This window comes from Lamprocystis purpurea DSM 4197 (assembly GCF_000379525.1).
Lineage (GTDB): Bacteria > Pseudomonadota > Gammaproteobacteria > Chromatiales > Chromatiaceae > Thiodictyon > Thiodictyon purpureum.
In genome coordinates this window covers 46,882-69,423 of record NZ_KB902542.1, presented here as the reverse complement: position 1 = coordinate 69,423, position 22,542 = coordinate 46,882, and the positions used below count along the sequence as shown (strand labels likewise).

The window sequence follows — 22,542 nt, the reverse complement described above, 5'->3', positions numbered from 1 at the left end:
AGTCTCGCATTGTTCATGCACAACTGCACGCCGGGGCGTCACTGATGGGGTGGACTGGAAGAAGAGCCCGGCGCTGAAAGTCCTGCGTAAGCTCTTTGGATGACGACCATGGGCAGGATGCAGTCGCGGTACTTGCCGCGCTGGTAGACATCGCGCAGGACATCGTCGGCAATACCCCAGATGAAGCTGACGAGCCGGTTGCATTGGGCCTGGTCCATGAACTGACGATTCCTGCTGGCGAAGCGGTGCAAGCCCCTACATCAACCCCGCGCCAACTCGGCCGTCGCACATTGCACGACTCCCGGCTCGGTCAGCGGATAGGCGGCGATATGCAGCCGCTGCAGGCGCTCCTGATAGGCGGTGCAAAACTCGTGGTGGAAGGTCAGAAACATCGGGTGGGAGGTGATACCCCACACGTCCTCGATGAACCCCAGGTAGTTGCGGGTCTGGCCCATGTGAAAGGATGACGGGGTCTCGCACAAACGAAAGCGCTCGATCCGCTTGTTCCACATCGGGAACACCGCCGGATTGGCCAGATGCAGCACCGTGGATGCGCCCACCAGCGAACCCAGGCAGGCGGCGATCGGGTCGATCAGATCGCGGCTGATGGTCACTCCATTCGCCTTGACCGAGGCGAATGACGCTGCCGCGGCAGGCAGGAAATCCTCGTCGATCTTCAGCGCCTTGGGCATCCAGGCATAAGCGAGGGCAGCGGTTCGCAGGAAGGGTTCCAGGGGATCGTCAGCATCCACCCGCGCCGCCGCCACCAACGCCGGATAGGCGCGCAGAAAGCTCGCCTCTTTGGAACTTGCCCCGAAGCGGTGTTCGCGCACACGTTCCACGGCGGGATAGAGGTTCTCGATGTTCATGAACTCTGGTCGCTGATCGCTGATCGGGTGCGCGGCCGCACGGTCGCGGCGGGCCATGGGGACTACTGGAATGGGCGATCCCTTGCGGGCGCCCCCCGGCCTTGGTCGAGTCCCGCCTCGGATCCGTGTGAATAGTCGTAGTGCTTGATCTTACGTCGAATGTTACGCTGAATGATGACTCCAAGCACGGTCCATTCGAGCCCCCTGAGGTCGATCTCCGGATAGACGGGGTTCTCCGCCCGCAAGGACTCGGCACCACCGGCATCTTTGACATACTTGCGGAACCAGCGCACCCCCTCGACCTCGACGAAGATGTAAGACCCGTTGCGGCAGGTGTCGGTTGGTTCGATGATCACGATGCAGCCGGCCGGGAATTCGGGCTCCATCTGGTCGCCAAGTACCTGGAGCGCGTAAGGCTCGTGCAGGGCGCAACCGGTGCTGTCGAGGGTGGGATCTGCCATCATTCGTCCTCATCTAGAGCGCTGTTCGTCTGCCGGGTCGCTGAGCGGTGCGCACGCCGCGCTGCCGGGGGGCAAGGTGGCACCCGCGCCGCAAGAAAGCAACCAGATCGCCATGCAACCACGAATCATCGCAACCGAGCGCGTCCACGGAGATCGCCGGGACTGGCAGAACCTGCGCGGGATGCTGCCCTATCTGTGGGAGTTCCGCGGCCGCGCCGCGGTCGCGCTGGTGTGCCTGGTGATGGCCAAGGTCGCGACCGTCGGCATCCCGCTGACACTCAAGGGAATCGTCGATGCCTTCGACGGAACCAGGGGCCAGGTCTTGGTGTTGCCGCTGTCGTTGCTCCTGGTCTATGGCGCACTCAAGCTCAGCAACGCCCTCTTCAACGAACTGCGCGATGTGGTGTTCGCGCGCGTGCGTTACCGCGCCATGCGCCGACTCTCGACGCGGGTCCTGGAGCAGTTGCACGCTCTGTCGCTGCGCTATCACCTGGAGCGACGCAGCGGGGCGGTCAGCCGGGATCTGGAGCGCGGGACCCGCTCGGTCTCCACCATCCTCAATTATATGGCGTTCAGCGTGCTGCCGGTGCTGGTGGAGTTCGGTCTGGTGGCAGCGGTCATGCTCGGGCGCTATGCCCCGATTTTCGCCCTGGTGACCTTCGGCACGGTCGCGGTCTATGTCGCCTTCACCCTGGCCATCACTGAATGGCGCATGGACTACCGGCATGAGATGAACCGCCTGGACTCCCTGGGGAATGCCCAGGCGTTCGACAGTCTGCTCAACTACGAAACGGTGAAATATTTCGGCAACGAGCGCATGGAAATCGATCGCTACGATGCCACCCTGGCCGGCTGGGAGGAGATGGCGGTCAAGAGTCAGACCTCCATGTCCGTGCTGAATTTCGGTCAAGGCGCCATCATCGCGCTGGGGGTAACGCTGCTGATGGTGTTTGCCGCCCAGGGTGTGGTCGCCGGGGAACTCAGCGTCGGCGACTTGGTGCTCGTCAATGCGCTGCTGCTCCAGCTTTTTATTCCGCTCGGCTTCCTCGGGGTCGTCTATCGTCAGATCAAGTACGCTCTGGCCGACATGGATCTGGTGTTCAAACTGCTGGAGCGGCGCCCCGAGATTACGGATCGGCCCACCGCCAGACCGCTCGCGCCAGGGTCTGGCGGTATCCGCTTCGCGCATGTCGACTTCCACTATCAACCCGAACGGCCAATCCTCAAAGACCTGGACTTCCACATCGAACCCGGGCAGACCCTCGCCGTGGTCGGCCACAGCGGCGCCGGCAAGTCGACCCTGGCGCGCTTGCTGTTCCGTTTCTATGAAGTCAGCGGCGGTCGGATTCTGATCGACGGGCAGGACCTGCGCGACCTGACCCAGGCCAGTCTGCGCGCCGCCATCGGCATCGTCCCCCAGGATACGGTCCTGTTCAACGAGAGCATCTACTACAACCTGCTGTACGGACGCCCGCAAGCGACCCGCGCCGAGGTCGAGCGCGCGGCCGAAATGGCGCACATCCGCGCCTTCGTCGAGAGTCTGCCGGACGGCTGGAACACGGTGGTGGGTGAGCGGGGGTTGAAACTCTCGGGCGGGGAAAAACAACGGGTGGCCATCGCCCGCGCCATCCTGAAGCGCCCGCGCATCCTGATCTTCGACGAGGCCACCTCATCGCTCGACAGCCACACCGAACAGGCGATCCAGCAGACCCTGGCCGAGGTGGCGGAGGATCACACCACTCTGGTGATCGCGCATCGGCTGTCCACCGTGGTGGATGCAGACCGCATCCTGGTCATGGCGCAAGGGCGCATCCGCGAGCAGGGGACGCATCGCCAACTCCTCGACGCCGGCGGGCATTATGCGGCGATGTGGGATTTGCAGCAGCGCGAAGGCAGCACGGCACCGGAGGTCAGCGCATGAACGCCCCTGCGGACCGCTGGTCCGGAGCGCACACAAGCCCGGCACCGACGGCCGATGCCGACGCGGCACCGCCGCGGCGGATCACTGAACCCCAGGAGACCCACGCCGCCGTCCAACCTGGTGTGCATGGCCCCGCCGCCGATCCAGGCCGCGACGCGGCCCGCATCCGCGAGATGCTGCGCACTGCCGGTCTCAGCGGTCCCCTGATCCTGGTGGGAACCACCCTGGGTGTCACCTTGTCGATGCTGCTGCTGCACTCGACCCAACCGGGGCTGGCCTGGCCCCCCGTGGTGTGTCTGATCTTTCTGCTCGCCGGGGTCAGCGGCTGCGCGGCGACCTGGCAGCGCCTGCGGGGCCGGCTCCTGCTCCCGCTGGTACGTTTGGAGGACTCGGTCGCCCGCATCAATCAAGGTGAGCCGGGCGCCAGTGAGGCCCTGCACGACGCGGGCGTCCTGGACCGCATGGCCCGGGATATCGGCGGCCTCAATGCGGAGCTCACCGACCTCTACGAGGACATGGACAGCCGGGTCGCCCGCCAGACCAAGCGCCTGGCGCAAAAGACCGCCTCACTCAAGATCCTCTACGACGTCGCCGCGAGCATCCACCAGGCCGATTCCCTGGAGGCGCTCCTGTTGCGCTTCTTGCGTGTACTCAAGGAGATGGTCAACGGCCGCGCCGCGACCGTGCGGCTGGTCCTGGCGGACGGGACCCGCCGCCTGGTCGGCTCCATCGGCCTGGACGACGATCTGGTGCGGGAGCAGGACATGGCCCCGGTCGACCTGTGCCGGTGCGGCAGCGTGCTCGCACCCGGCGATATCCTGTGTGATCGGGACGCCCGATACTGCTCACGAATCGATGGTCGGCGGATGTTCGGGTCGAACGAGCTGGAAGTGGTGACCGTCCCCCTGGAGCATCGCGACGAGCTCCTGGGCATTTACACGATCTTCGTCGACCCGCCCGGAGTGAGGGCGCGGGAAGACATCATGGACATTTTATTGACAGTGGGGCATCACCTGGGCGTGGCGATTGCCAAACACCGCTCGGATGCCGAGGCGCGCCGGCTGTCGATCGTCGAGGAACGCAATGCGCTCGCCCATGAACTGCATGATTCGCTCGCCCAAACCTTGGCGAGCCTGCGTTTTCAGGTGCGGATGTTCGAGGACGCGCTGGGCGACACGCCGATCCCCACCGCCGCCCGCAATGACCTGATCAGGGTGCGTGTCGGCCTGGACGAGGCGCACACCGAACTGCGTGAATTGCTGGCCAGCGTGCGCTCCTCCCTGGACCGGCGCGGCCTGGTGCCCGCCCTCGAGAAATTGACCCTGAGCCTCGGCCGGGAAACCGGCGCCCATGTGCTATTTCAGAACGACTGTCGCCCCTTCGATCTCTCGGCCACACAGGAACTGCAGGTTCTGCGCATCGTGCAGGAGTCCTTGACCAACATCCGCAAGCACGCGCACGCCCATACCGTGCGCCTGCTGCTGACGCGCCAGCCGGACGGTGCCTATCGCGTACTGATCGAGGACGACGGTGTTGGTTTCCGCACCCCGACCACCGGGGAAGGCCCCGGCGACCATATCGGACTTGCCATCATGGCTGAGCGGGCGCGGCGCATCGGCGCCGAGTTGCGGATCGAGAGCGAACCGGGCGAAGGCACGCGCGTGGAACTGACGTTCGAGGTGCCGCGCGCCGACGCGCATCCGCGGCGGGTGAGACTTTGATGCGCGTCCTGCTGATCGACGACCACGCGCTGTTCCGACTGGGCCTACAAGAACTGCTTGAACGCAGAGGCATCGAGGTCGTCGCCGCGCTGCGCGACGGCGCGGCCGGTGCGGCAAGGGTGGCCGAGACCTTGCCGGACGTGGTCCTGCTGGACCTGCGCATGCCTGAACACGGCGGGGTGGAAATCTTACGTGAACTGCGCAGAGCCCATCCGCGCATGCCGATCGCCATGCTGACCACGAGTGCGGACGAGCGCGACGTGATTGCCAGTCTCCAGGCGGGGGCTCAGGGGTACCTGCTCAAGGACATGGAACCGGATGCGCTGATTGCGGCCTTGGGTGAGGTGGTCCGCGGCCGCACCGTGGTCGCCCCGGAACTGATCGGCATTCTGGCGCGCGCGGTCCAGGGCGACGCGAACGGCGACCAGCACCACCAGCGCCATGCGGATTTGACCCCGCGCGAGCAAGAGATCCTCTGCCACCTGGCGGAGGGGCATAGCAACAAGACGATTGGTCGGCTGCTGGGGATCACGGACGGCACCGTGAAACTCCACGTCAAGTCGATCCTGCGTAAACTCGAAGTCCATTCACGGGTCGAGGCAGCGGTCATCGCCGTTGAGCGCTGCCTCTGTGCACGACCCCGGCAAGACGACGAGCCGTGAACACAGCCGCGTCGCAACCCCATTCTCTACAGGAGATCCGATGAAAAATTTTCTCGAACTGGTCAGAGGATGCCTGGTCGACATCCGGGAGATCATGCCCTGGGATCTGGCGGAGCGCAGGCACGAGAATCCGGATGTCATGATCGTGGATGTCCGCGAACCGGATGAGTTCGCCGCGATGCATATCGCCGGCTCGCTGAACGTTCCGCGGGGCATTCTGGAATCCGCCTGCGAGTGGGACTACGAGGAAACTGTACCGGAACTGGTACAGGCACGGCAGCGAGAGGTCGTTGTTGTGTGTCGATCCGGCTATCGCAGCGTGTTAGCGGCCAACTCCATGCTGCTGCTGGGATACGAAAATGTTGCCTCGCTCCAGACCGGGCTGCGCGGCTGGAACGATTTCGAGCAACCCTTGGTCGACAATGCAGGACGGGGCGTAGAACTCGAGGATGCAGATGTGTATTTCACCCCACATCTGCGGCCGGATCAGTTTCGTCCGAAGTAGGCGTCATGTGCTTTTTGACGAAAATGCAACAGTAGCATTTTCGGCAACTGATGCTAATATCAGGCTGAGTGATCGACCCCTCCCGACGGAGCACATGAGGTGATCCGCCGGCCGGCGCGCGGCGAACGTCGTTTCCTAAGAACAGAGTGACGCAGATGAGCCTCAAGTTACGCATCGGTATTCTGGGGATTGCCTTGAGCGGATCGGCATTCAGTCTCGCGGCTCAGTCACCGACCGAGATGTCCGTGGTGATTTCCCCCGAAATACGGGAGATGGCCGGGCGCTTGGGCCCTCCCGTGGCTCCGGCCGGCACCGCGGCAGAGACCACGGCACGTTCAGCGCTCACTGACGACCCGCGTGCCGGGCTCAAGCAACGCATTGGCGCGGAATGCCCGTCCGCCGAGGATGCGGGCAACATCACCGAGGCCCTGTTGGTGGCGGGTCACGATCTCTTCACGGCGGTCTATGAGACGATCCTGGTCTGTGCGGCCGCCGAGACCGGTCCGGGAGTCGCGGCGGCGGCAGCGCGCCGGGCGTTCTTTCTCAGAGGGACAGCACCGCGTTATCTGATCGACGCCGCCGTCCTGGAAGCGGCCGCAGAGATCGCGGAGCGACAACGACAATCCGCGACAACGAGCGCCGCGGTGGTCACATCAGCGAGCACTGGACAAACACAACAGCGCGCCCTGGAAAAAGAACGTCTGCGGCGTATGATGGAAAAGGGCCTGATCGGCGACGAGTATCGGGATTATGTCGATGACCGGCGCGCCTTAGCCGAAGCGATGACCCCGCCGGCGGATCCCGCTGCCGACTGGTATGAGAACGTATACAACAACTTGTTTACCATCGGCCTGGTGGGCGGCGGCGGCTATGACAACTGGTTGGACGTAACCGAAGACTCGGGCGGCGCGGCCAGCGCCCAGTGAGCACCCCGTAGGTTGCCGCATTCCAAATCGACGCACTGTAAATACACCGAGCGAAAAAACGATGCACGGTCAACGACACCTCATCGCCGCGGGGATGCTCTACGGCATCCTGGTCCCTACGCTGTCCACGGCCCAGCCGGTCGGTACCGGGTTCGATCTGGGAGGGTTTCGTGCCTACCCTTGGCTCAATCTGCTCTTGGGCTACGAGACCAACTATTATCACAGCAATAATCAAATCGAGGATCTCGGCTATCTCGGGGTCATGAGCACCTTTGAAAGCATCGTCGAGCCCGGCATTCGCTTGACTGCCCTGAAGGGTCCGGACTCCTATAATCTCGCGTATTTCGCGCGCATCGGCAACGTCTTCGAAAGCTCGGCCGATGACTTTGTCGATCATCAGGCCAGCGCAACGGCAAATTGGGATCTGGGTCTGCGCCATCGCGCATCCGCCGATTATCAATTCTGGCACTGGCATGATCGGCGCGGCACCGGCTCACCGGTGGATGGTTCACGTGCCAACTTCTCGGATTCACCCGACCTTTGGAACTCCAATCGTGTCAGGCTGGGATACAGCTACGGCGCCCCCGGCGCGCGCGGCCGACTGGACCTGTCAGCCGGCTTCCTGACCCGCGACTACATCAATAACGATCAAGAAGCCCGAAACAATGACCGCACGCCGCTCGGCGCCACCGTCTACGCGCGCATCAGACCCAAGGTATCCTTACTCTTCGAATTGGGCTGGGAGAATATTGAATACATTAATCAACAAGCCGGCGCGGAGACGCTCGACAGCGAGCAACTGCTCGCCTATGGCGGTATCACCTGGGACGCGACCGCGAAGACCAGTGGTACCCTGAAACTGGGTTGGCTCGGCAAGGACTTCACTGCAGAAGAGCGCGGCAACATCAGCGACCTGGGATGGTCAGCAACGGCCCAATACCGGCCCAAACCTTACTCCACCTTCAACCTGGCGACTCTCCGCGCCCCCGAGGAGTCCACGACGGGTTTGGCGGATGCGGTCGTGGTCAGTTCAGTGAATCTGGATTGGGTGCACTACTGGAAGCCGGCCATCCACACGCGCTTCGGCCTGCTGGGGACAAACGACGACTACGTGGGTGAACCGCGCACGGATCATCGCTATAATGTCGCCGGGGGGATATTCTACCAGATGCGCCGATGGCTTGAACTCGGGCTCGACTACACCTATGAATCGCGAACATCGGACCAATCTTTAGCCGAATACACGGATAATGTTTTCTTGTTCTCGATACGCACGGCTTACTAGGTTCCCGGTCACATGAATATGGCGTCTTCGTCACCAGTTTTTTTGCGACACCGTGGACACTCGTGGCGGCTGATTGCCGCCTTGGCCGGATGGTTGGTGCTGCTTCTCCCATGGGGGCTCGGACACGGCAGTGATGCGCTTCAGGGCTACCGACTGAGTGCGGGAGACAAGGTACGAATCGCCGTTTTCGGTGAGGACGACCTGACCGTGACCAGCCGGGTCAGTGCCCGCGGTACGATCTCCTTTCCACTACTCGGCGAACTGAAGGTTGCGGACCTCACGCCGGGTGACCTCGAAGAGCTGGTCGCCTCGCGCCTGCGCGGTCCCTATCTTGTCGACCCGCGAGTCAGCGTGAGTATTGAGGAGTATCGGCAGTTCTTCGTTATGGGGCAGGTGAACAGGCCCGGAAGCTATGCCTACCTGCCTGGCTTGACGGTACGTAAAGCGGTATCGATTGCCGGCGGCTATACGGAGCGGGCGTCACGCAATAAGATTTTTGTCGTGTCGGAGGGGAATTCCCGGCAGGAACGCAAGGTGGGCCAGGATGATCCACTCGGCCCCGGAGACACCATCATCGTCAAGGAAAGCTTCTTCTGATGAATCGCCGCGAATCCGTTTTCGATGCGGTCGTCACCGGATCATCACCAGAACGCGATGCAGTCGCCGCGACAACAACAGTGGCGACACTCAATGTGGAGACCTACTGGCGGATCATACGACGGTATTGGGCGCAGATCCTGGGGCTGGCGCTCGCTGTCGGTCTGCTCGCCGGCTTGATCGCGCAGTCGCTGGAGCCGGTTTACCAGTCGTCGACCACCATCCTGATCGACACGAGCCGCCGCGGGTTCAGCCCGGTGCAGGATGACGCGGTGAACGGTTGGTACTCGTTTCTCTCCACCCAGAGCTATCTGCAGACTCAGATCCTGCTGCTGCAATCGCAAGCGCTCGCGGCCAGTGTCGCCGATCGCTTGAATCTATGGACCAATCCGGAATTCGATCCCCGTCAGCAGGCGCCGCGTCGGGCACGCTTCCAACTCAATCTCAGCGGCATCCTCCCCAATTGGGCAGCGGGACCGGGTGTTGAAACCGTCATCCCCGAAGCGGACGTCCGCCGCAGCGTGGTCGCCGCCTTGAGCGGAAATGTCAAAGCTGAGGTCTTGCCGGACTCGGATATGGTTCGCGTCTCGTTCGATGCCCATGATCCGGAACTCGCGGCCAGCGTGGCGGCGGCTTACGCTGATGCCTATATCGAGTTCGGGCTGGAAACGCGTTTGGAGACAGTCAAGAAGGCGGCGAGCTGGTTGACGAAGCGTCTCGATGGGATGCGGTCACAGGTCGACACCTCAGAGCGCAAGCTGCAAAGCTATCGGGAAGAGCAGGGGTTGATCGACGTCAAGGGTGATCTGGACCTGACTGATCGTGAACTCAGTGACCTCGCACAACGACTGGTGGAGGCCCGCGCCAGAAAAGAAGGGCTCGGCAATGAATTCGATCAGGTACGTAAGCTGCGGGATCTGGACAGTACGGAGTTGAGCTCCAACGCGGTGGTGACCCGTAACCCCATCATTCAGACACTCAAGACCGAGGAAGTGCGCGCCGAGCGGAATGCCTCGGAATTGGCGGGACGCTATGGCGCCCAACATCCGAAGCTGGTGTCCGCGCGCTCCGACCTGAATACGATCCGCGCCAAGCTGCGCGCCGAGATCGATAACACCATCGCGGCGGTCAAGAAAGAGTACGACATCGCCAAGTCCCGCACCGATCAGTTGCAACGGGAATTCGACGCCATGAAGGCGCGCGCTCAGGATGTCACCCGCAAAGAGTTCACCCTGCGCTCGCTGGATCGTGAAGTGGAAAGCAACCGCCAAATTTACGACATGTTCCTGACGCGCTTCAAAGAGACCGACCTGGGCGCGGACGTCGAGTCCACCAATGCACGGGTCATCGATGCCGCGCTGGTCCCCACGACGCCAATCAGACCACGCAAGACCCGCATTATCGTGGTCGCCGTCGTGCTTGCCCTCCTCATCGGTGTCGGCTTGGCGGTCCTCGAAGACCACCTGGACAACACCCTGAAGGACGCTGAGGAGGTCGAGAATCACACCCAGCTCGCAACCCTGGGGACCGTGCCGCTCCTGAACCGGCGGGGGATCCGTAACGCGCCACCCGAGCGGGTCTTTTTCGATTGGCCCAAAAGCGATTTCGCCGAGGCGATCCGCACGGTCAGAACCGCGGTGGTGCTCTCCGGCCTCGATGCCCCCCATCGGGTGGTCCTGGTGACGTCAACGGTACCCGGCGAGGGTAAGACGACGATCGCGATCAATCTCGCGGCGGCCCTCGGTCAGTTGGAGCGGGTCCTGCTGATCGACGCCGATATGCGGCGCTCCTCGGTCGCACAGCGCCTCGGTCTGCCGGCCGAGGCCCCCGGCCTGTCCAATCTGGTCGCCGGCACGGCGACGCTGGACGAGTGCATTCACCCCGTGGAGGGGACCAAGCTGCATCTCCTGCCGGCTGGATTGCTGCCACCCAATCCGCTTGAACTCCTGTCCTCCCAGCGCTTCCAGCAGACCCTCGAGGATCTTGAGCAACGTTACGACCGTATCGTGCTGGATTCCGCCCCAGCCCAGGCGGTGAGCGACGCCCTGGTCCTTTCCCGGCTGTGCAATGCCGTGGTCTTCGTCGTTCGCGCGGATGCCACGCCACGTCAATTGGTGCAACTCGCCATCAAGAGGCTACACCGCGTGGACGCTCCGCTGATCGGCGTCGTCTTGAATCAGTTCGACAACGCCAAGCGCGTCGGCTATGGGCGTTACCGCAAGTATGCCTATGCGTATAGCGGCTACACTCAGTACGACCGTGAAAACGCGCGAAATGTGTAAATGCGTCATCGGGCGTACCCGGTGCCCAAGGGCTGGCGCGGGTCGACCGGCCATCGGGGCGACAGGCCGCGCCCGAGCACACTTTGACCAGCGGTCGTGCCGGTGAGCCGCGCCGCGCTGATTTCGCTGTTGATCCTGATCTCGGCCGCTGGGTTCTGGAGCTTGCTCGCTGGCGCGGCGAGCGTATTCGCTTGGCAGGCGGACCGGATCGGCGCGCTTGCGCCTGGGCTCGGGGTGCCGGCCGGGGGCGTTGACGACCAAGCCATTCGCCGATCGCTGATGCTTGCGCAACGGATGGACCCCAGCAACGCCGGCTATCGCGGACAACTCGCACTGCATCTGGAACGTCTGGCGTTGCAGACCCAGCCCCGAGGACCGGTCGAGAGCGAGCGCTTGAGCGAGGCGGAGCACCTGCATGTCCAGACCGTGGAGCAGCGCCCCACCTGGCCCCTGGGGCTGACGTCGGTATTGCGCACCCGCTTCAAGCTCGGCCGATCAGGTCATGAATTCACACGCATCTACCGCCGCGCGGCCGATCTGGGCCGCTACGAGCCCGCCGCGTTGCGCGCGCTGGTGGACTTGGGCCTGATCTCCTGGCCCTTACTCGATCCCGACGGGCGGCTCGCCGTCCAGGACCTCCTGCGCCACGGGCTGCAGATCCAACCCCATGCGGTCCTTGAGCGCGCGCTTGCGCTCCGCCAGGCAGCGGTCGTGGCACCGTTGATCGCCGCTGACGTTGAGCTTCAAAGTCTCTACCTGAGTATCCGCAACCGGTCGGCGTCCGGCCGATGAACACGGCGGCAAGCCACCAGACACCCGACCGCGGGTCCAGCGACCGCTGGCTCTTCTATGCCCTGGTCGCCTTACTCGTCTGGGCGCCGCTGCCGCTCGGCAGCAATCGCCCCTGGTCACAAGCCCTGCTGGAGTTTGGGATCTTTGCGCTGGCCGGTCTCTGGCTGGGTCTTGCCCTGCGCGGCCGCGTGGGACCGACCGCCGCCTGGTCGCAAGCCCGCTGGATGCTGATCGCCCTGATCGGCTGGCTCCTGCTCGGACTCCTGCAAGTCCTGCCGTTGCCGCTCGCCTGGCTGACCGTGATCTCGCCGATGGCAGCGCAACAATGGCTGGAGACGGCACTGGCCCTTACCGGCGGCCCGCCACCAACCTACGCGACACTGAGCCTTGACCCCCACGCCTCCCTGGTCTCGTGGCGACTTGGCCTGGCCTTGATCAGCCTGTTCGCGCTGCTATTGGTGCTGGCCCGCAGCCGCCGCCGCCTGCGCATCCTGGCGAGCACGCTGGTGCTGGCCGCGGTGGTGCAGGCGATGCTCGCCAGTTGGCTCACACTCTCGGGCGAGCCCTTCCTGTTCATCGCTGCGACCGGACGCGCCCACGGGACCTTCGCCAACCCCAATCACTTGGCCGGTTTCCTGGAGATGACCATTGCCTTGGGTATCGGCCTGCTGATCGCGGACCTCGCTCAACCGAATCAATATATGACCTGGCGGCAGCGCCTGCGCACCTGGACCAGCACCCTGTTGGGACCCAAGGCGCGATTGCGCATCTATCTCGCGATCCTGGTGAGCGCACTGGTGATGACAGCCTCGCGGATGGGCAACACCGCGTTTTTCATCAGTCTGGCGATCGCCGGACTCATTGGCGTACTGAGCTTTCGCCACTCACCGCGGCCGGTGCTGATCCTGCTGTTCAGTCTGGTCTTGGTGGATTTGTTGATTCTGGGGAGTTGGTTCGGACTCGACCGCGTGCGCGAGCGTTTGGAACAGACCGTATTGACCGAGGATGCCCGTTACCAGATCGGCGTGCGTGCGACGCGGTATCTGGAGGACTACCCCTGGCTGGGCAGCGGCGGCGGCAGCTTCTCCAGCGTCTATCCAGCCTACCGGAACGCGGAGTCGATTCCGCTGCATTTCGCGCACGCGGAAAATGACCTGCTGGAACTGCAACTGGAATACGGAATCATCGGCATGCTGCCGCTGGTCGCCGGCGTCGTGCTGTCCCTGGGCGCGGCACTGCGCGTGCTCTGGAGCCGGCGCGACGCCTTGTCGCGCGGCATGGCGTTCGCAAGTCTGATGGGCGTCACCGCGATCCTGATCCACTCCACGGCCGACGCCAATCTGCACATCCCGGCGAATGCGGCCCTGTTCATGGTCCTGCTCGCCCTGCCCTGGCTCGGTCTGGCGATCGGGCATGAGGAGACGCGCATCCCGCCGGAACAGCGCGGTCAACTGGCCGAAATCCCCCGCAGACCGGACATTCGGGGTCCGCGGTCAGGCGGACCTGCCGCCACTCCATAGCGGCGGCATCGAGCAACAACAAGCGCCCGAACAAAGGCGCCCCCAGGCCAGTCAGCACCTTGATCGCCTCGACCGCCTGAATGCTGCCGATGATGCCCACCACCGGCGCCAGAATAGCGTTGGCCGTGCAGGTGTCGTCGTCGGCGCCGCTCCTGGGGTAAAGACACTGGTAGCAAGGCCCGCCCGGTTGGCCTGAGAAGGTCGCGACCTGTCCCTCCATCCGGATGGCCGCCCCGCTGACCAACGGGCGACGCGCCGCAACACAGGCGGCATTCAGGGCAAAGCGGGTGGCGAAGTTATCGCTTCCATCCACCACCAGATCCAGGTCCTGAAGCAATGCGGGCAGGGTCTCCGCGGTGAGGCTGCGCTTGACGGTCTCCAATTCAACATCGGGATTCAACGCGCGCAGTGCCAGCCGTGCCGAATCCGCCTTCGCCATCCCGATCCGGTCCGTGGTGTGGAGGATCTGACGCTGGAGATTGGACAGGTCCACGGCATCGAAGTCAGCCAGCACCAGACGCCCGACCCCGGCCGCGGCCAGATACATCGCCACCGGCGACCCAAGTCCGCCGAGCCCGACCACCAGCACCCGCGCCTGGCGCAACCGCTCCTGGCCCTCGATGCCGAAGCCCGGGAGCATGATCTGCCGACTGTAACGCAGTAACTGAGTGTCGTTCATGCCTAAACCGCGTCCAGCGCGACATGCGAAATTTTCATGGTGTGTTCGGCCTTGGGGATTTCGCTAACCTCGGTGGAGACGCGGTTTAATGTCGTTGTCGTTGTCGAGTTAATCGTAGCCCCCGAATGCTCTCGCACCTCAATGCTTCGCGGTCCGCGCTTGGTCAGCCATGATGGCCCTCGCGCCTGCCGGTTATTGCCCCCCCAATACCAGCCGACCTTGTTCGTCGTCGATGGTAACTCGAAAACGGCCCAGCAGGCTCATGCCGAGCAGGGCGTTCCCGCCGAGCCGGCTGTCCTCAATAAAAGCGACCTCAATCCCGGCGATGCGTTGATCCTTCAGCCAGACCGCCGGGAGGGTACCGAGTGCCGCATCGGTTGGTCCGTTGGCGGTCTGCACCTGTTGCTGACGCAGCCCCTCGGGGGCGAGGCCCAGTTGGCCGATCAGCGAACTGGGGAGCACCACGTAATCCGCCCCGGTATCCACCAGCAGCAACCGCTGGACCCGCCGGCCGTTCGCGCCCTCCAGGGTCAGGGTCACCGCGTGGGAGGCGCCGACCCGCTGGGTTTCCAGCACCGTCTCACCCGCGGCCGCCTCGCCCCCCTGGGGCGCCGCCCCTGGGGCGGCGGCGACCGGCGGCGGCGGGACGTAAGGGACCTTCTCCCCCAGGATCAGGACCCGCTCAACCCCGCCTTGGGGCGACTGGACGATCACATGGTCGAACCCCTCCAGGAGCACGCGCAGATGCGGCAACAGGTCCGTGTCCTCGGCCCGGCCCTGCTTTTCACGGGTCGCGTCCAGGTCCGCGGGCTTCATCGTGAAGCCATGTACCGCCATGAGCCGCTCCAACTCCTGTGCGACCTCGACCTGAGGCGCACCGAGCAGCGGGCTGCCGCACGACCAGGCGAGCAACAACACCAGCCAAGCCAGCCGGGGTCTGGGGAAAAAAGATCGCGCGCGGGAATAGAACATCGAAATCGGACTCCTCAGGGCAAGCGGAGTGGAAAGGGTGCGACCGCCATCGAGACCCGCCGATGATCAGGCCAAAGCACCGGCAAGGAACACCGATGCGACGATCTTTTTCAATGGGCCTGGGGTATTGCGCTCACGGCACTCGCGACTGAGTGCGATGGTAACGTACCCAAGGTGCGGTCTCGACCCCGCGATGACGGTCGTTACCCGAGTCACGCGGCACAACAACCTCAAAGACGGAGCAAGACGATGAAACAGAGTCACCGTGCACGATCGGACACCAACGCTGTGACCCCAAGCGACGGGCGCGAGGACACAGCGAGGAACGCCGGTCTGAACGCACTATACCGCTTGGCCACCGCCTTCATCTTCGGCGGCGCTGGTGCCCTGTCACCGCTGCTACCCCAGGCCATGGGTTCGCCGGCACCGCCGCCCAGCCGGATCTGCACCCTGGACCAGGTGCTCGACGGCGACTCCCTGCGTTTGACCTGCAAGGGCAAGTCGGTCGAGGTCCGGCTGCACTGCATCGATGCCCCGGAGTATGAGCAAATCCCCTGGGGCAAAGCATCCCGCCGCCACCTGCGTGAGATCACGCCCCGACGGGTGGAACTCAAAACGCTCGACATCGACCAGTTCGGGCGAATCGTCGGGGAGATCTACACGACTGGTGCCAACCGCCGCTTTCTGAACCTGGAGCAGGTCGGCAGCGGTCACGCGGCGGTCTACGAACACTATTGCTCGGACCCGGCGTTCACGCAGGCGCAGCGCAAGGCACGCAAAGCCGGTCTTGGCATCTGGTCCAAGCCCGGGGCACAGCAGACGCCCTGGGTCTTCCGGCATCGCAAAGGGTCTTAAGGAGCGCTTGCTGTCACCTTGGTCGCCTCAAACCGGCCGCTCGAACAGATAGTGACTGACCCACCACTCCTGTCCGTCGCGATAGCCGAAGAGTTCGGCGCAGGCCATGAAAAACAGCCGCCAGCGCATCCACCAGACGCCCGCCTGCGCGGCCCCGTAGGTCTGCTCCAGGATCGGCCAGACCCGCGGGCGGGCGGCGTCCATCTGCGCCAGCCAGGTGTTGAGCGTGCGCTCATAATGGCGGCCATCCCAGCGCCAGCGCGCGAGAAACCGCAGGTGATCCTGAAAGTGCAGCGGCAGGTCGTCACTCGGCATGATCCCGCCGGAGAAGAAATACTGGCTCATCCAGTCGCTTGGTCCCTGATCCTCGAAGGCGTAGGGGTGGGCGCGGTGAACGAAGATATGCATCAGGAAGCGCCCGCCGGGCTTGAGCCAGTCATGTACGCGGGCGAACAACTGCCGGTGGTTGCGCATGTGCTCGAACATTTCGATCGAGACCACGCGGTCATAGCGCCCCGGCGCCTGGAACTGATTCATATCCGCGGTGATGATGGTCAGATTGCCGATCCCGCGCGCGCGCGCCTGCGCCTCGATGAAGCCGCGTTGCCCCTGCGAGTTGGAGACCCCGGTCACCCGGCAATGGGGGAAGCGCTCGGCCACGTAGAGGCTGAAAGCACCCCAACCGCAGCCCATTTCGAGGACCTCCATGCCGTCCTGGATGCCGGCGCGCTCCGCCGTGACCCGCAAGGACGCATCCTCCGCTTGAGCCAGGGTGTCGACCCCCGGCGGCCACAGGCAGGAACTGTACTTGCGCCGCGGTCCCAGGACCTCGACGAAAAACTCAGGCGGCAGTTCGTAATGCTGGGCGTTGGCCAGTTCCGGAACCGCGGCGATCGGCGCGGCATCCATCCAAGCGACGAAATCACGCACGGCATGGGCAGCCGCTTCGCAATCCTGTGTCGGGAGTGTGGCAAGCCGTTGACGCAGCAGCGCGCGAATTCCGCCACGCGTCACCCCATCGGGCACGACGCCCTGTTCCACCCAGCGGATTGCCGTTGCGGTTGCGTCGAACATCTCTGCGTCCCCCTGATTGACTGGATACCTCATAATCAACCAAGGTATTGCCGCCAACGCGGAATGCCAAGCCCTTCCCGGCGATCAGGCCCGCAGGACCCGCCCGGTACACCCGTCGCGGATCATGGACGGACGACCGGCCCCAACGCAGGTGCCGCCGACGATCAGGTCCGGTCCGTCGGGCAGGGCCAGCCGCACACCCAGGGCCGAGCGGGCCGGCGGGCGATCAGCGACGTTCGCACTGGTGGAGACGATGGCTCCGCCGTAGGCGCGACACAGCCCGGCGGCCAGCGGATGGGCAGTGACCCGCACCGCCAGAGTGTCGAACCGGCCGGTGAGCCAGCCCGGTGTCCGGGGCCGTACCGGCATCAGCCAGGTGTTGGGGCCCGGCCACGAGGCCAGGATCTCGGCCATCCGCGCGGGCGGCAGATCGACCACGAACGGCAGCAACTGGATCGGCTCGGCGGCGATCAGAATGAGGCCCTTGGCCGGGTCACGGCGCTTGATCGCGAGAATGCGCGCCACCGCCGCAGGGTCCCAGGGGTCGCACCCCAATCCGAAGACCGCCTCGGTCGGGTAGGCGATCACCCCCCCGTTGGCGATGACACGGGCGGCGAGGCGCAGTCGGTGATTGAGGAAGGCGGCATTCATATCGATCGTTATCGCAGCGGATTGCGGACAGGAACCAGGTCACTCGCTTATTCTAAACGTCACCCCGCCCCAACCGGAGGCTCGACCACGATGCACCCTCACCATGACTGACCAGCGCTCAAGGGAGACTTGAGCTTGACCCGCCTGTTTCCAGTCCTCACCGCGGCCTGCATACTGGCAGTTGGGCCGGGCGTCACCCGTGCCCTGGACCTAACCATCGCCTGTGGACGCACCGTCCAGGAAACCGCCCTGTGCAAGGAGGCCGTAGACGAGTGGGCGGCCAAGACAGGTCATCAGGTGCAGGTGATCACCGCGCCGACCGATGATGCGCAGCGGCTGGCCCGCTATCTGGACCTGCTCCAGGTCCGCGCTACGGAACTGGACGTGCTGGAGATCGACGCCCTCTGGTGTGGGCTGCTCAGCGCGCACCTGGCCGATCTGAAACCCCTCATCGCCGATCCCAATGGGGCCGATCCCAATGGGGCCGATCCCAATGGGGCGGATCATAACGAGGCGGATCACAACGGGGGAGATCCCGACAAGGCCGCGTTCGACTTCCTGGATCCACTGATCCGCAACGCGACCCTGGGTGAACGCCTGGTCGCCCTGCCGTGGTACCTGGAGCTCGGCCTCCTCTACTACCGCTCCGATCTGCTCGCCCGCTATAACCTTCAGGTCCCCCGCACCTGGAGTGAAGTCGAGGATGCCGCTCTGCGCATCCAGGAGGCCCAACGGCTCTTGGGTAACACCACCTTCTGGGGTTTCGTCTGGCCCGGCGGCGACGACGAGGCGCTCACCGCGACCGCCATCGAATGGATCAGCAGCCAAGGCGGGGGGACACTGGTCGAGCCGGACGGCCGGGTCTCGGTGAACAACCCCAGGGCCCAGTTCGCCCTGCAACGAGCGGCGGATTGGATCCGCGGCATTACCCCGGCGGCCGCCCTCACGGCTACGCCGCAAGACAACCTGGACGGTTTCCGGACGGGTGCGGCCGGTTTGATGCGCAACTGGTCCACGGCCTGGGCATCCCTGCAAGACCAACCGACTCCGGTCGCCGAGCGCGTCGCGGTGGCCCCGCTGCCTAGGGGCTCGGGTGTACCGGCGTCCGTCCTGGGCGGTGGTCAGTTGGCGGTCTCGCGTTACAGTCGCCACCCCACGGAGGCTGCGCGCCTGGTGCAACACCTCACCGGTGCCGCGGTCCAGCGGCGCCGCGCGCTGGACGCCGGCTTCAACCCGACGCGGGCGGACCTCTACACGGACCCGGAACTGATCGCGGCCCGGCCACTGCTTGCGGATTTGACCCCGGTCCTGCCCAACCTGATCGCGCGCCCATCGACGCCAACCGGCGCCCAGTACCCGGAGGTGAGCGCGACCTTTGCCGCCGCCGTGCGCGCGGTGCTGCGCGGCGATGCGGCACCGGACGCGGCGCTGGCGGGGCTGCAACGTACGCTCGACGCCCTGAGTCAGAACGGGACGGCCTGGTGACCCAAACCCGGCTCGCCACCTGGCTGCTCCTTACCCTGCTCGGATGCTCGGCCGGGGCCGCACCCGAGCGCCTGCGCATCGGCGTGGTCGGCCGGGAGGCGCCGCAGAATTTCATCGAAGCCCGCGGCGCGCTGCGGGGTTTCGACCACGACGTGGCGCAGGCGCTGTGCGCGCACCTGCGCGTGCAGTGTGAGCTCGTTCCCGTGGATCGGGACAGCCTGCTCCCGAAGGTCCAGAACGGCTCACTCGACGCGGCCGTCGCCTCCCTGTCGGTCACCGCCGCACCGCAGGCCCAAATCGGATTCACCCGACCTTACCACCGCAGCCCGGAGCGCTTCGTGGCACGCGCCGATCGGTTCGGACAGATCGATGCGGACGCACTCAAGGGCAAGCGCATCGGCGTGCGGCGCGGCACCGCCGCCGACGACTATCTCGTGAAGACCTACCCGGATCAGGTGCGGCTGGTGCGCTACAGTACCACCGACGACGCCTTGCTGGACCTGCTGCTGGGACGTCTGGACCTGGTGTTCGGGGGACAGTTGCTGTTGGACCAGGGCTTTCTGCGCAAGGCACAGGGCCGGGGCTTCGCCTTCGTCGGTCAGCCGCCCGCCGACCCGCGCTTGTCCGGCGACGGACCTGGTGTCGCGGTACGCCCGGATGCCCCGGACCTGCTCGCCCGCCTGGACGCCGCGGTTGCTGCCTTGGATGAGAGCGGGGTCTTCCGACACCTGGCGCGTCGCTGGTTTCAGGAGGACGGCCCGGGGCCGATCGCAACCCCCGCCACAGTCCCGACCGAAGTCGCCCGCCCCGCGGCACCAGCCGCACGTAAGCACTAGCGATCCGGTCCCGCTTGACCCTGATCGTCACCCGCTTCGTCTCGCCGTATCGCTGCTGCCAGTCCGTCGAAACCTGGCCGTCCGCATTTGAGACCGGCCAGAACGATCGCGCGGGTCAAAGCATCGGCAGGGGACGCGCCGCGCAGCAACCCATCGATGATCCCGGCATTCAATACGTCCCCGGCACCCAGGGTGTCGACGACCCGCTCGGGTGCACAAGCGGGGAGATGCAGCGGCGCGGTATCGCGCACCAGCAGCCAAGCCCCCGCATCACCCCAGCCGAGCACCAGGATGTCGGCAGTCGTCCGTTTCGCGAGCTCCGTGAGATAGACACGGGGATCAGCGGCAACCCCCGGACCGCCGTCCGCCAGAGCGAAGCCCCGTGCGATCAGCAGCACGTCCGGACCGCGTAACAGGGATTCAATTCCGGATCTGGGCTTTTCAAGCTCGACCGACAGAGGGATCCGCGGTAAGGCGCGACGACAGCGCGCCAACATCTGCCGCGTCTCATGCGGATTGCGCCCCTCGAAGTGAATCCAGTGCCAGCCGTCCAAGGGAATGCGTGCGAAGGCGGCGGCGTCCAGTTCCGGAAGATCGCGGTAGTGCACGATGGTGCGGCTGCCGGTCGCCTGGCTCAGGGCCACATAGGAGGTGGGGCTGATACCGTCGGGGACACGCACGGCATGGCGACAGTCGATACCGCGGGCGCTGAGATCGGCCTGGAGAAAGGCGCCGCCCGCGTCCTCGGCCAGCGTCCCGGCCCAGGCGCACGCATGGCCGAGGTCAGCCAATACGGCCAGGGTGTTGGCGCAGTTGCCGCCCCTGGCGCGGCGCTGCGCCGCGGCCCGCACCTCGGCGTCCTCCGGCGGATAGACAGCCACTGTATTGATCAGGTCGAGGGTGGCGATGCCGACGCCGAGTATGCGCCGCCGAGTCGGGGCATCCTGCACGGCCGCCTGCTGTTCCGAATGCCGTGTGTTCAAGGATCGCGCGCAACCCGAAACCCCAGCATGTTCAGCCGACTCTCAGGGAGAAACTTGGCCCGCACATGGGTCTTCATCGACGCGGCCGGTTTGTTGAAGGCACCGCCGCGGGCAACGCGATTGGTGCAGCCGCCATCGACCCGCGCACGCCCATCCGCCGGGGCACCCTCATAGCTTGCCGTATAGCAGTCAGCAACCCACTCCAGGACGTTTCCAGCCGTATCGTAGAGCCCGAAGGCGCTCGGCGCAAAGCTGCCAACCGGCGCGGTGGAGCGATTGTCCCACTGGCTGCCGCAGTCGAAACACAGGGCCTTACCGCGCTCCATGGAGAACCCCCAGGGGTACGAACTGCGCACCCCGGCGCGCGCGGCAAACTCCCACTCGGCCTCGCTTGGCAGACGGTAACGCTTGCCGGTCTGACGCGTCAGCCAGTCCGCATAAGCCTGGGCGTCCGACCAGGAGACCGCGACCACCGGACGCGTTCCGCGTCCCCAGCCAAAGGCTTCGGGCAACGGCCGCCCGGTGGCGCGCGCAAACCCATCATACTGCTGAAACGTGACTTCAAAGACACCGATCAGGAAGGGCGGGATTCGGACCTCATGCTCGGGTCCGCTGTCACTGCCGCCCATACTGTTCTGCCCCATCCGGAAAATACCGCCCGCCAGTACGGCCATGGTCGGCCCCAGGCTGCCGCCGCGCAGCCGGTCGCGCAGGGTCGGCGGCGGTTCGGCGGGCGGACCAACCGACACCGCGGGGATGAGCGTGACCTCCTCTTCGGGTCGCTCGGAGGCCCGGACCGCCTCGACCGCAACCGGCTCTGCCGATGCACCCTCCCCATCCGACGAGGTCGTACGCTCCCAGAAGCGGGGCAACTCCAGGCTGATGCCGCCCCATAGGAACAGCGCTACGACGGCAATCACGGCGAGTCCCGACAGCAATCCGGCCGAGAAGCTGATCACCTGGGGCACGACGCGTGGCGGGGTACTCAGGTCCACCGGCGGGAGGGGCAGCAGGTTCGAGTTCTGAGCCTGATGGACGACTGCCGCGATATCAACCGACTGCTCTTGAATCTCGGCCATTTGGCGCCGCAGCCGCTGAAGTTCGTCGCGCGCCGCCTTGAGCGACGTCTCCTTGCGCTGGACCTCGTTCTTGAGCGCATCAGCCTCCTGATGCCGGTCTTCCAACTCGTCTTCAAGTCGCCGGCACTCACCCGTGATCCGATCGAGTGTCTTGCCCCGCTCCCCCAGTGAATGCCTCAGGGTGGTGAGTTCCTGCTGCATGGCCTGCCGCTCGGTCGCGGACGAGACGGTGCTTTCCATTGCGTATTCGCGCTCGGCCAACTTGCGATTGAGGCGCGCGATCTCTTCCGCCGCATCTCTGCGCATCTGCTCGAGTTGGTTGCGCAACTCAAGCGTACCGCCGGTGTCGGCGAGCTCAAGGCGATCGGTTTGTTCGTTCATACAGGC

Annotated in this window: 21 protein-coding genes and 1 pseudogene; 13 read left to right on the top strand and 9 right to left on the bottom strand. The window is 65.0% G+C overall.

Features of this window, described 5'->3' with window-relative positions:
• Positions 1 to 38: 38 nt before the first annotated feature.
• The 3 genes from A39O_RS39380 to A39O_RS35380 are packed head-to-tail and all read right to left on the bottom strand — an operon-like array spanning position 39 to position 1,333.
• Positions 39 to 218, bottom strand: coding sequence for a type I restriction-modification system subunit M N-terminal domain-containing protein (locus A39O_RS39380; protein WP_083924908.1), 180 nt, complete (start codon positions 216 to 218; stop codon positions 39 to 41).
• Positions 219 to 260: 42 nt separating this feature from the next.
• The gene (locus A39O_RS0126760; RefSeq protein ID WP_020507735.1) at positions 261 to 926 is read right to left on the bottom strand and encodes a hypothetical protein; all 666 of its coding nucleotides are present in this window, start codon (positions 924 to 926) and stop codon (positions 261 to 263) included.
• A 5-nt stretch (positions 927 to 931) separates the two neighbouring features.
• Positions 932 to 1,333: a S24 family peptidase gene (locus A39O_RS35380; protein WP_020507734.1), complete on the bottom strand. Its 402-nt coding sequence runs from the start codon at positions 1,331 to 1,333 to the stop codon at positions 932 to 934.
• 109 nt (positions 1,334 to 1,442) lie between these two features.
• On the opposite strand from A39O_RS35380, the gene A39O_RS0126750 reads away from it, so the two are divergent.
• From A39O_RS0126750 to A39O_RS43420, 10 genes and pseudogenes are all read left to right on the top strand, one after another.
• A complete protein-coding gene (locus A39O_RS0126750; RefSeq protein ID WP_020507733.1) occupies positions 1,443 to 3,251 on the top strand; it encodes an ABCB family ABC transporter ATP-binding protein/permease in 1,809 nt (602 codons plus the stop codon).
• The gene (locus A39O_RS0126745) at positions 3,248 to 4,972 is read left to right on the top strand and encodes a sensor histidine kinase (RefSeq protein ID WP_020507732.1); all 1,725 of its coding nucleotides are present in this window, start codon (positions 3,248 to 3,250) and stop codon (positions 4,970 to 4,972) included. Before A39O_RS0126750 ends, A39O_RS0126745 begins: the two co-directional genes overlap by 4 nt.
• Positions 4,972 to 5,634, top strand: coding sequence for a response regulator (locus A39O_RS0126740; RefSeq protein ID WP_020507731.1), 663 nt, complete (start codon positions 4,972 to 4,974; stop codon positions 5,632 to 5,634). Before A39O_RS0126745 ends, A39O_RS0126740 begins: the two co-directional genes overlap by 1 nt.
• Before the next feature lie 40 nt (positions 5,635 to 5,674).
• Positions 5,675 to 6,139 (top strand): rhodanese-like domain-containing protein, encoded by a 465-nt coding sequence (locus A39O_RS0126735; RefSeq protein ID WP_020507730.1) that lies wholly within the window; start codon positions 5,675 to 5,677, stop codon positions 6,137 to 6,139.
• Between the two features lie 155 nt (positions 6,140 to 6,294).
• On the top strand, positions 6,295 to 7,065 hold the full coding sequence (locus A39O_RS0126730; protein WP_020507729.1) for a hypothetical protein: 771 nt from the start codon (positions 6,295 to 6,297) through the stop codon (positions 7,063 to 7,065).
• A 196-nt stretch (positions 7,066 to 7,261) separates the two neighbouring features.
• Entirely contained in the window at positions 7,262 to 8,350 is a 1,089-nt protein-coding gene (locus A39O_RS0126725) for an outer membrane beta-barrel protein (protein ID WP_245561988.1), read from the top strand.
• 96 nt (positions 8,351 to 8,446) lie between these two features.
• Positions 8,447 to 8,947 carry a polysaccharide biosynthesis/export family protein gene (locus tag A39O_RS0126720; RefSeq protein WP_169338499.1) on the top strand — a complete coding sequence of 167 codons (501 nt, stop codon included), beginning with the start codon at positions 8,447 to 8,449 and terminating at the stop codon, positions 8,945 to 8,947.
• Positions 8,947 to 11,229, top strand: a complete 2,283-nt coding sequence (locus tag A39O_RS35375; RefSeq protein WP_020507726.1) for a GumC family protein — start codon at positions 8,947 to 8,949, stop codon at positions 11,227 to 11,229. Before A39O_RS0126720 ends, A39O_RS35375 begins: the two co-directional genes overlap by 1 nt.
• Before the next feature lie 102 nt (positions 11,230 to 11,331).
• Complete coding sequence (locus A39O_RS0126710) at positions 11,332 to 12,021, top strand: hypothetical protein (RefSeq protein ID WP_157640437.1); 690 nt, start codon at positions 11,332 to 11,334, stop codon at positions 12,019 to 12,021.
• Positions 12,018 to 13,208 (top strand): annotated as a pseudogene (locus A39O_RS43420) (O-antigen ligase family protein); the annotation flags it as partial. The gene A39O_RS0126710 and the pseudogene A39O_RS43420, both read left to right, overlap by 4 nt.
• Before the next feature lie 181 nt (positions 13,209 to 13,389).
• On the opposite strand, the gene A39O_RS39375 reads toward A39O_RS43420, so the two are convergent.
• Positions 13,390 to 14,220, bottom strand: a complete 831-nt coding sequence (locus A39O_RS39375; protein WP_026199761.1) for a HesA/MoeB/ThiF family protein — start codon at positions 14,218 to 14,220, stop codon at positions 13,390 to 13,392.
• A 192-nt stretch (positions 14,221 to 14,412) separates the two neighbouring features.
• On the bottom strand, positions 14,413 to 15,192 hold the full coding sequence (locus A39O_RS0126695) for a retropepsin-like aspartic protease family protein (protein ID WP_020507722.1): 780 nt from the start codon (positions 15,190 to 15,192) through the stop codon (positions 14,413 to 14,415).
• A 249-nt stretch (positions 15,193 to 15,441) separates the two neighbouring features.
• Between A39O_RS0126695 and A39O_RS0126690 the strand changes: the two genes are divergently transcribed.
• Positions 15,442 to 16,047, top strand: a complete 606-nt coding sequence (locus A39O_RS0126690; protein ID WP_245561987.1) for a thermonuclease family protein — start codon at positions 15,442 to 15,444, stop codon at positions 16,045 to 16,047.
• 27 nt (positions 16,048 to 16,074) lie between these two features.
• Here A39O_RS0126690 and A39O_RS0126685 read toward each other — a convergent pair whose 3' ends face one another.
• Both A39O_RS0126685 and A39O_RS0126680 read right to left on the bottom strand, forming a co-directional pair.
• Positions 16,075 to 17,121 (bottom strand): SAM-dependent methyltransferase, encoded by a 1,047-nt coding sequence (locus A39O_RS0126685; RefSeq protein WP_020507720.1) that lies wholly within the window; start codon positions 17,119 to 17,121, stop codon positions 16,075 to 16,077.
• 84 nt (positions 17,122 to 17,205) lie between these two features.
• Positions 17,206 to 17,772: an L-threonylcarbamoyladenylate synthase gene (locus A39O_RS0126680; RefSeq protein WP_020507719.1), complete on the bottom strand. Its 567-nt coding sequence runs from the start codon at positions 17,770 to 17,772 to the stop codon at positions 17,206 to 17,208.
• 135 nt (positions 17,773 to 17,907) lie between these two features.
• Between A39O_RS0126680 and A39O_RS0126675 the strand changes: the two genes are divergently transcribed.
• Positions 17,908 to 19,257, top strand: a complete 1,350-nt coding sequence (locus A39O_RS0126675) for an ABC transporter substrate-binding protein (protein WP_026199760.1) — start codon at positions 17,908 to 17,910, stop codon at positions 19,255 to 19,257.
• Positions 19,254 to 20,093 carry a transporter substrate-binding domain-containing protein gene (locus A39O_RS0126670; RefSeq protein ID WP_020507717.1) on the top strand — a complete coding sequence of 280 codons (840 nt, stop codon included), beginning with the start codon at positions 19,254 to 19,256 and terminating at the stop codon, positions 20,091 to 20,093. Before A39O_RS0126675 ends, A39O_RS0126670 begins: the two co-directional genes overlap by 4 nt.
• Here the strand turns inward: A39O_RS0126670 and A39O_RS0126665 are convergent.
• Positions 20,090 to 21,076 carry a PfkB family carbohydrate kinase gene (locus A39O_RS0126665; RefSeq protein WP_020507716.1) on the bottom strand — a complete coding sequence of 329 codons (987 nt, stop codon included), beginning with the start codon at positions 21,074 to 21,076 and terminating at the stop codon, positions 20,090 to 20,092. The two genes, A39O_RS0126670 and A39O_RS0126665, sit on opposite strands and share 4 nt — an antisense overlap.
• Entirely contained in the window at positions 21,073 to 22,536 is a 1,464-nt protein-coding gene (locus tag A39O_RS0126660; RefSeq protein ID WP_020507715.1) for a formylglycine-generating enzyme family protein, read from the bottom strand. The genes A39O_RS0126665 and A39O_RS0126660 overlap by 4 nt, the downstream gene beginning before the upstream one ends.
• Positions 22,537 to 22,542: the final 6 nt, after the last annotated feature.

Bases quoted from the DNA above. Each gene is read 5' to 3' on its own strand.
- A39O_RS39380 (WP_083924908.1), bottom strand. From the start codon at position 218: ATGGACCAGGCCCAATGCAACCGGCTCGTCAGCTTCATCTGGGGTATT.
- A39O_RS0126760 (WP_020507735.1), bottom strand. From the start codon at position 926: ATGGCCCGCCGCGACCGTGCGGCCGCGCACCCGATCAGCGATCAGCGA.
- A39O_RS35380 (WP_020507734.1), bottom strand. From the start codon at position 1,333: ATGATGGCAGATCCCACCCTCGACAGCACCGGTTGCGCCCTGCACGAG.
- A39O_RS0126750 (WP_020507733.1), top strand. From the start codon at position 1,443: ATGCAACCACGAATCATCGCAACCGAGCGCGTCCACGGAGATCGCCGG.
- A39O_RS0126745 (WP_020507732.1), top strand. From the start codon at position 3,248: ATGAACGCCCCTGCGGACCGCTGGTCCGGAGCGCACACAAGCCCGGCA.
- A39O_RS0126740 (WP_020507731.1), top strand. From the start codon at position 4,972: ATGCGCGTCCTGCTGATCGACGACCACGCGCTGTTCCGACTGGGCCTA.
- A39O_RS0126735 (WP_020507730.1), top strand. From the start codon at position 5,675: ATGAAAAATTTTCTCGAACTGGTCAGAGGATGCCTGGTCGACATCCGG.
- A39O_RS0126730 (WP_020507729.1), top strand. From the start codon at position 6,295: ATGAGCCTCAAGTTACGCATCGGTATTCTGGGGATTGCCTTGAGCGGA.
- A39O_RS35375 (WP_020507726.1), top strand. From the start codon at position 8,947: ATGAATCGCCGCGAATCCGTTTTCGATGCGGTCGTCACCGGATCATCA.
- A39O_RS39375 (WP_026199761.1), bottom strand. From the start codon at position 14,220: ATGAACGACACTCAGTTACTGCGTTACAGTCGGCAGATCATGCTCCCG.
- A39O_RS0126695 (WP_020507722.1), bottom strand. From the start codon at position 15,192: ATGTTCTATTCCCGCGCGCGATCTTTTTTCCCCAGACCCCGGCTGGCT.
- A39O_RS0126690 (WP_245561987.1), top strand. From the start codon at position 15,442: ATGAAACAGAGTCACCGTGCACGATCGGACACCAACGCTGTGACCCCA.
- A39O_RS0126685 (WP_020507720.1), bottom strand. From the start codon at position 17,121: ATGTTCGACGCAACCGCAACGGCAATCCGCTGGGTGGAACAGGGCGTC.
- A39O_RS0126680 (WP_020507719.1), bottom strand. From the start codon at position 17,772: ATGAATGCCGCCTTCCTCAATCACCGACTGCGCCTCGCCGCCCGTGTC.
- A39O_RS0126660 (WP_020507715.1), bottom strand. From the start codon at position 22,536: ATGAACGAACAAACCGATCGCCTTGAGCTCGCCGACACCGGCGGTACG.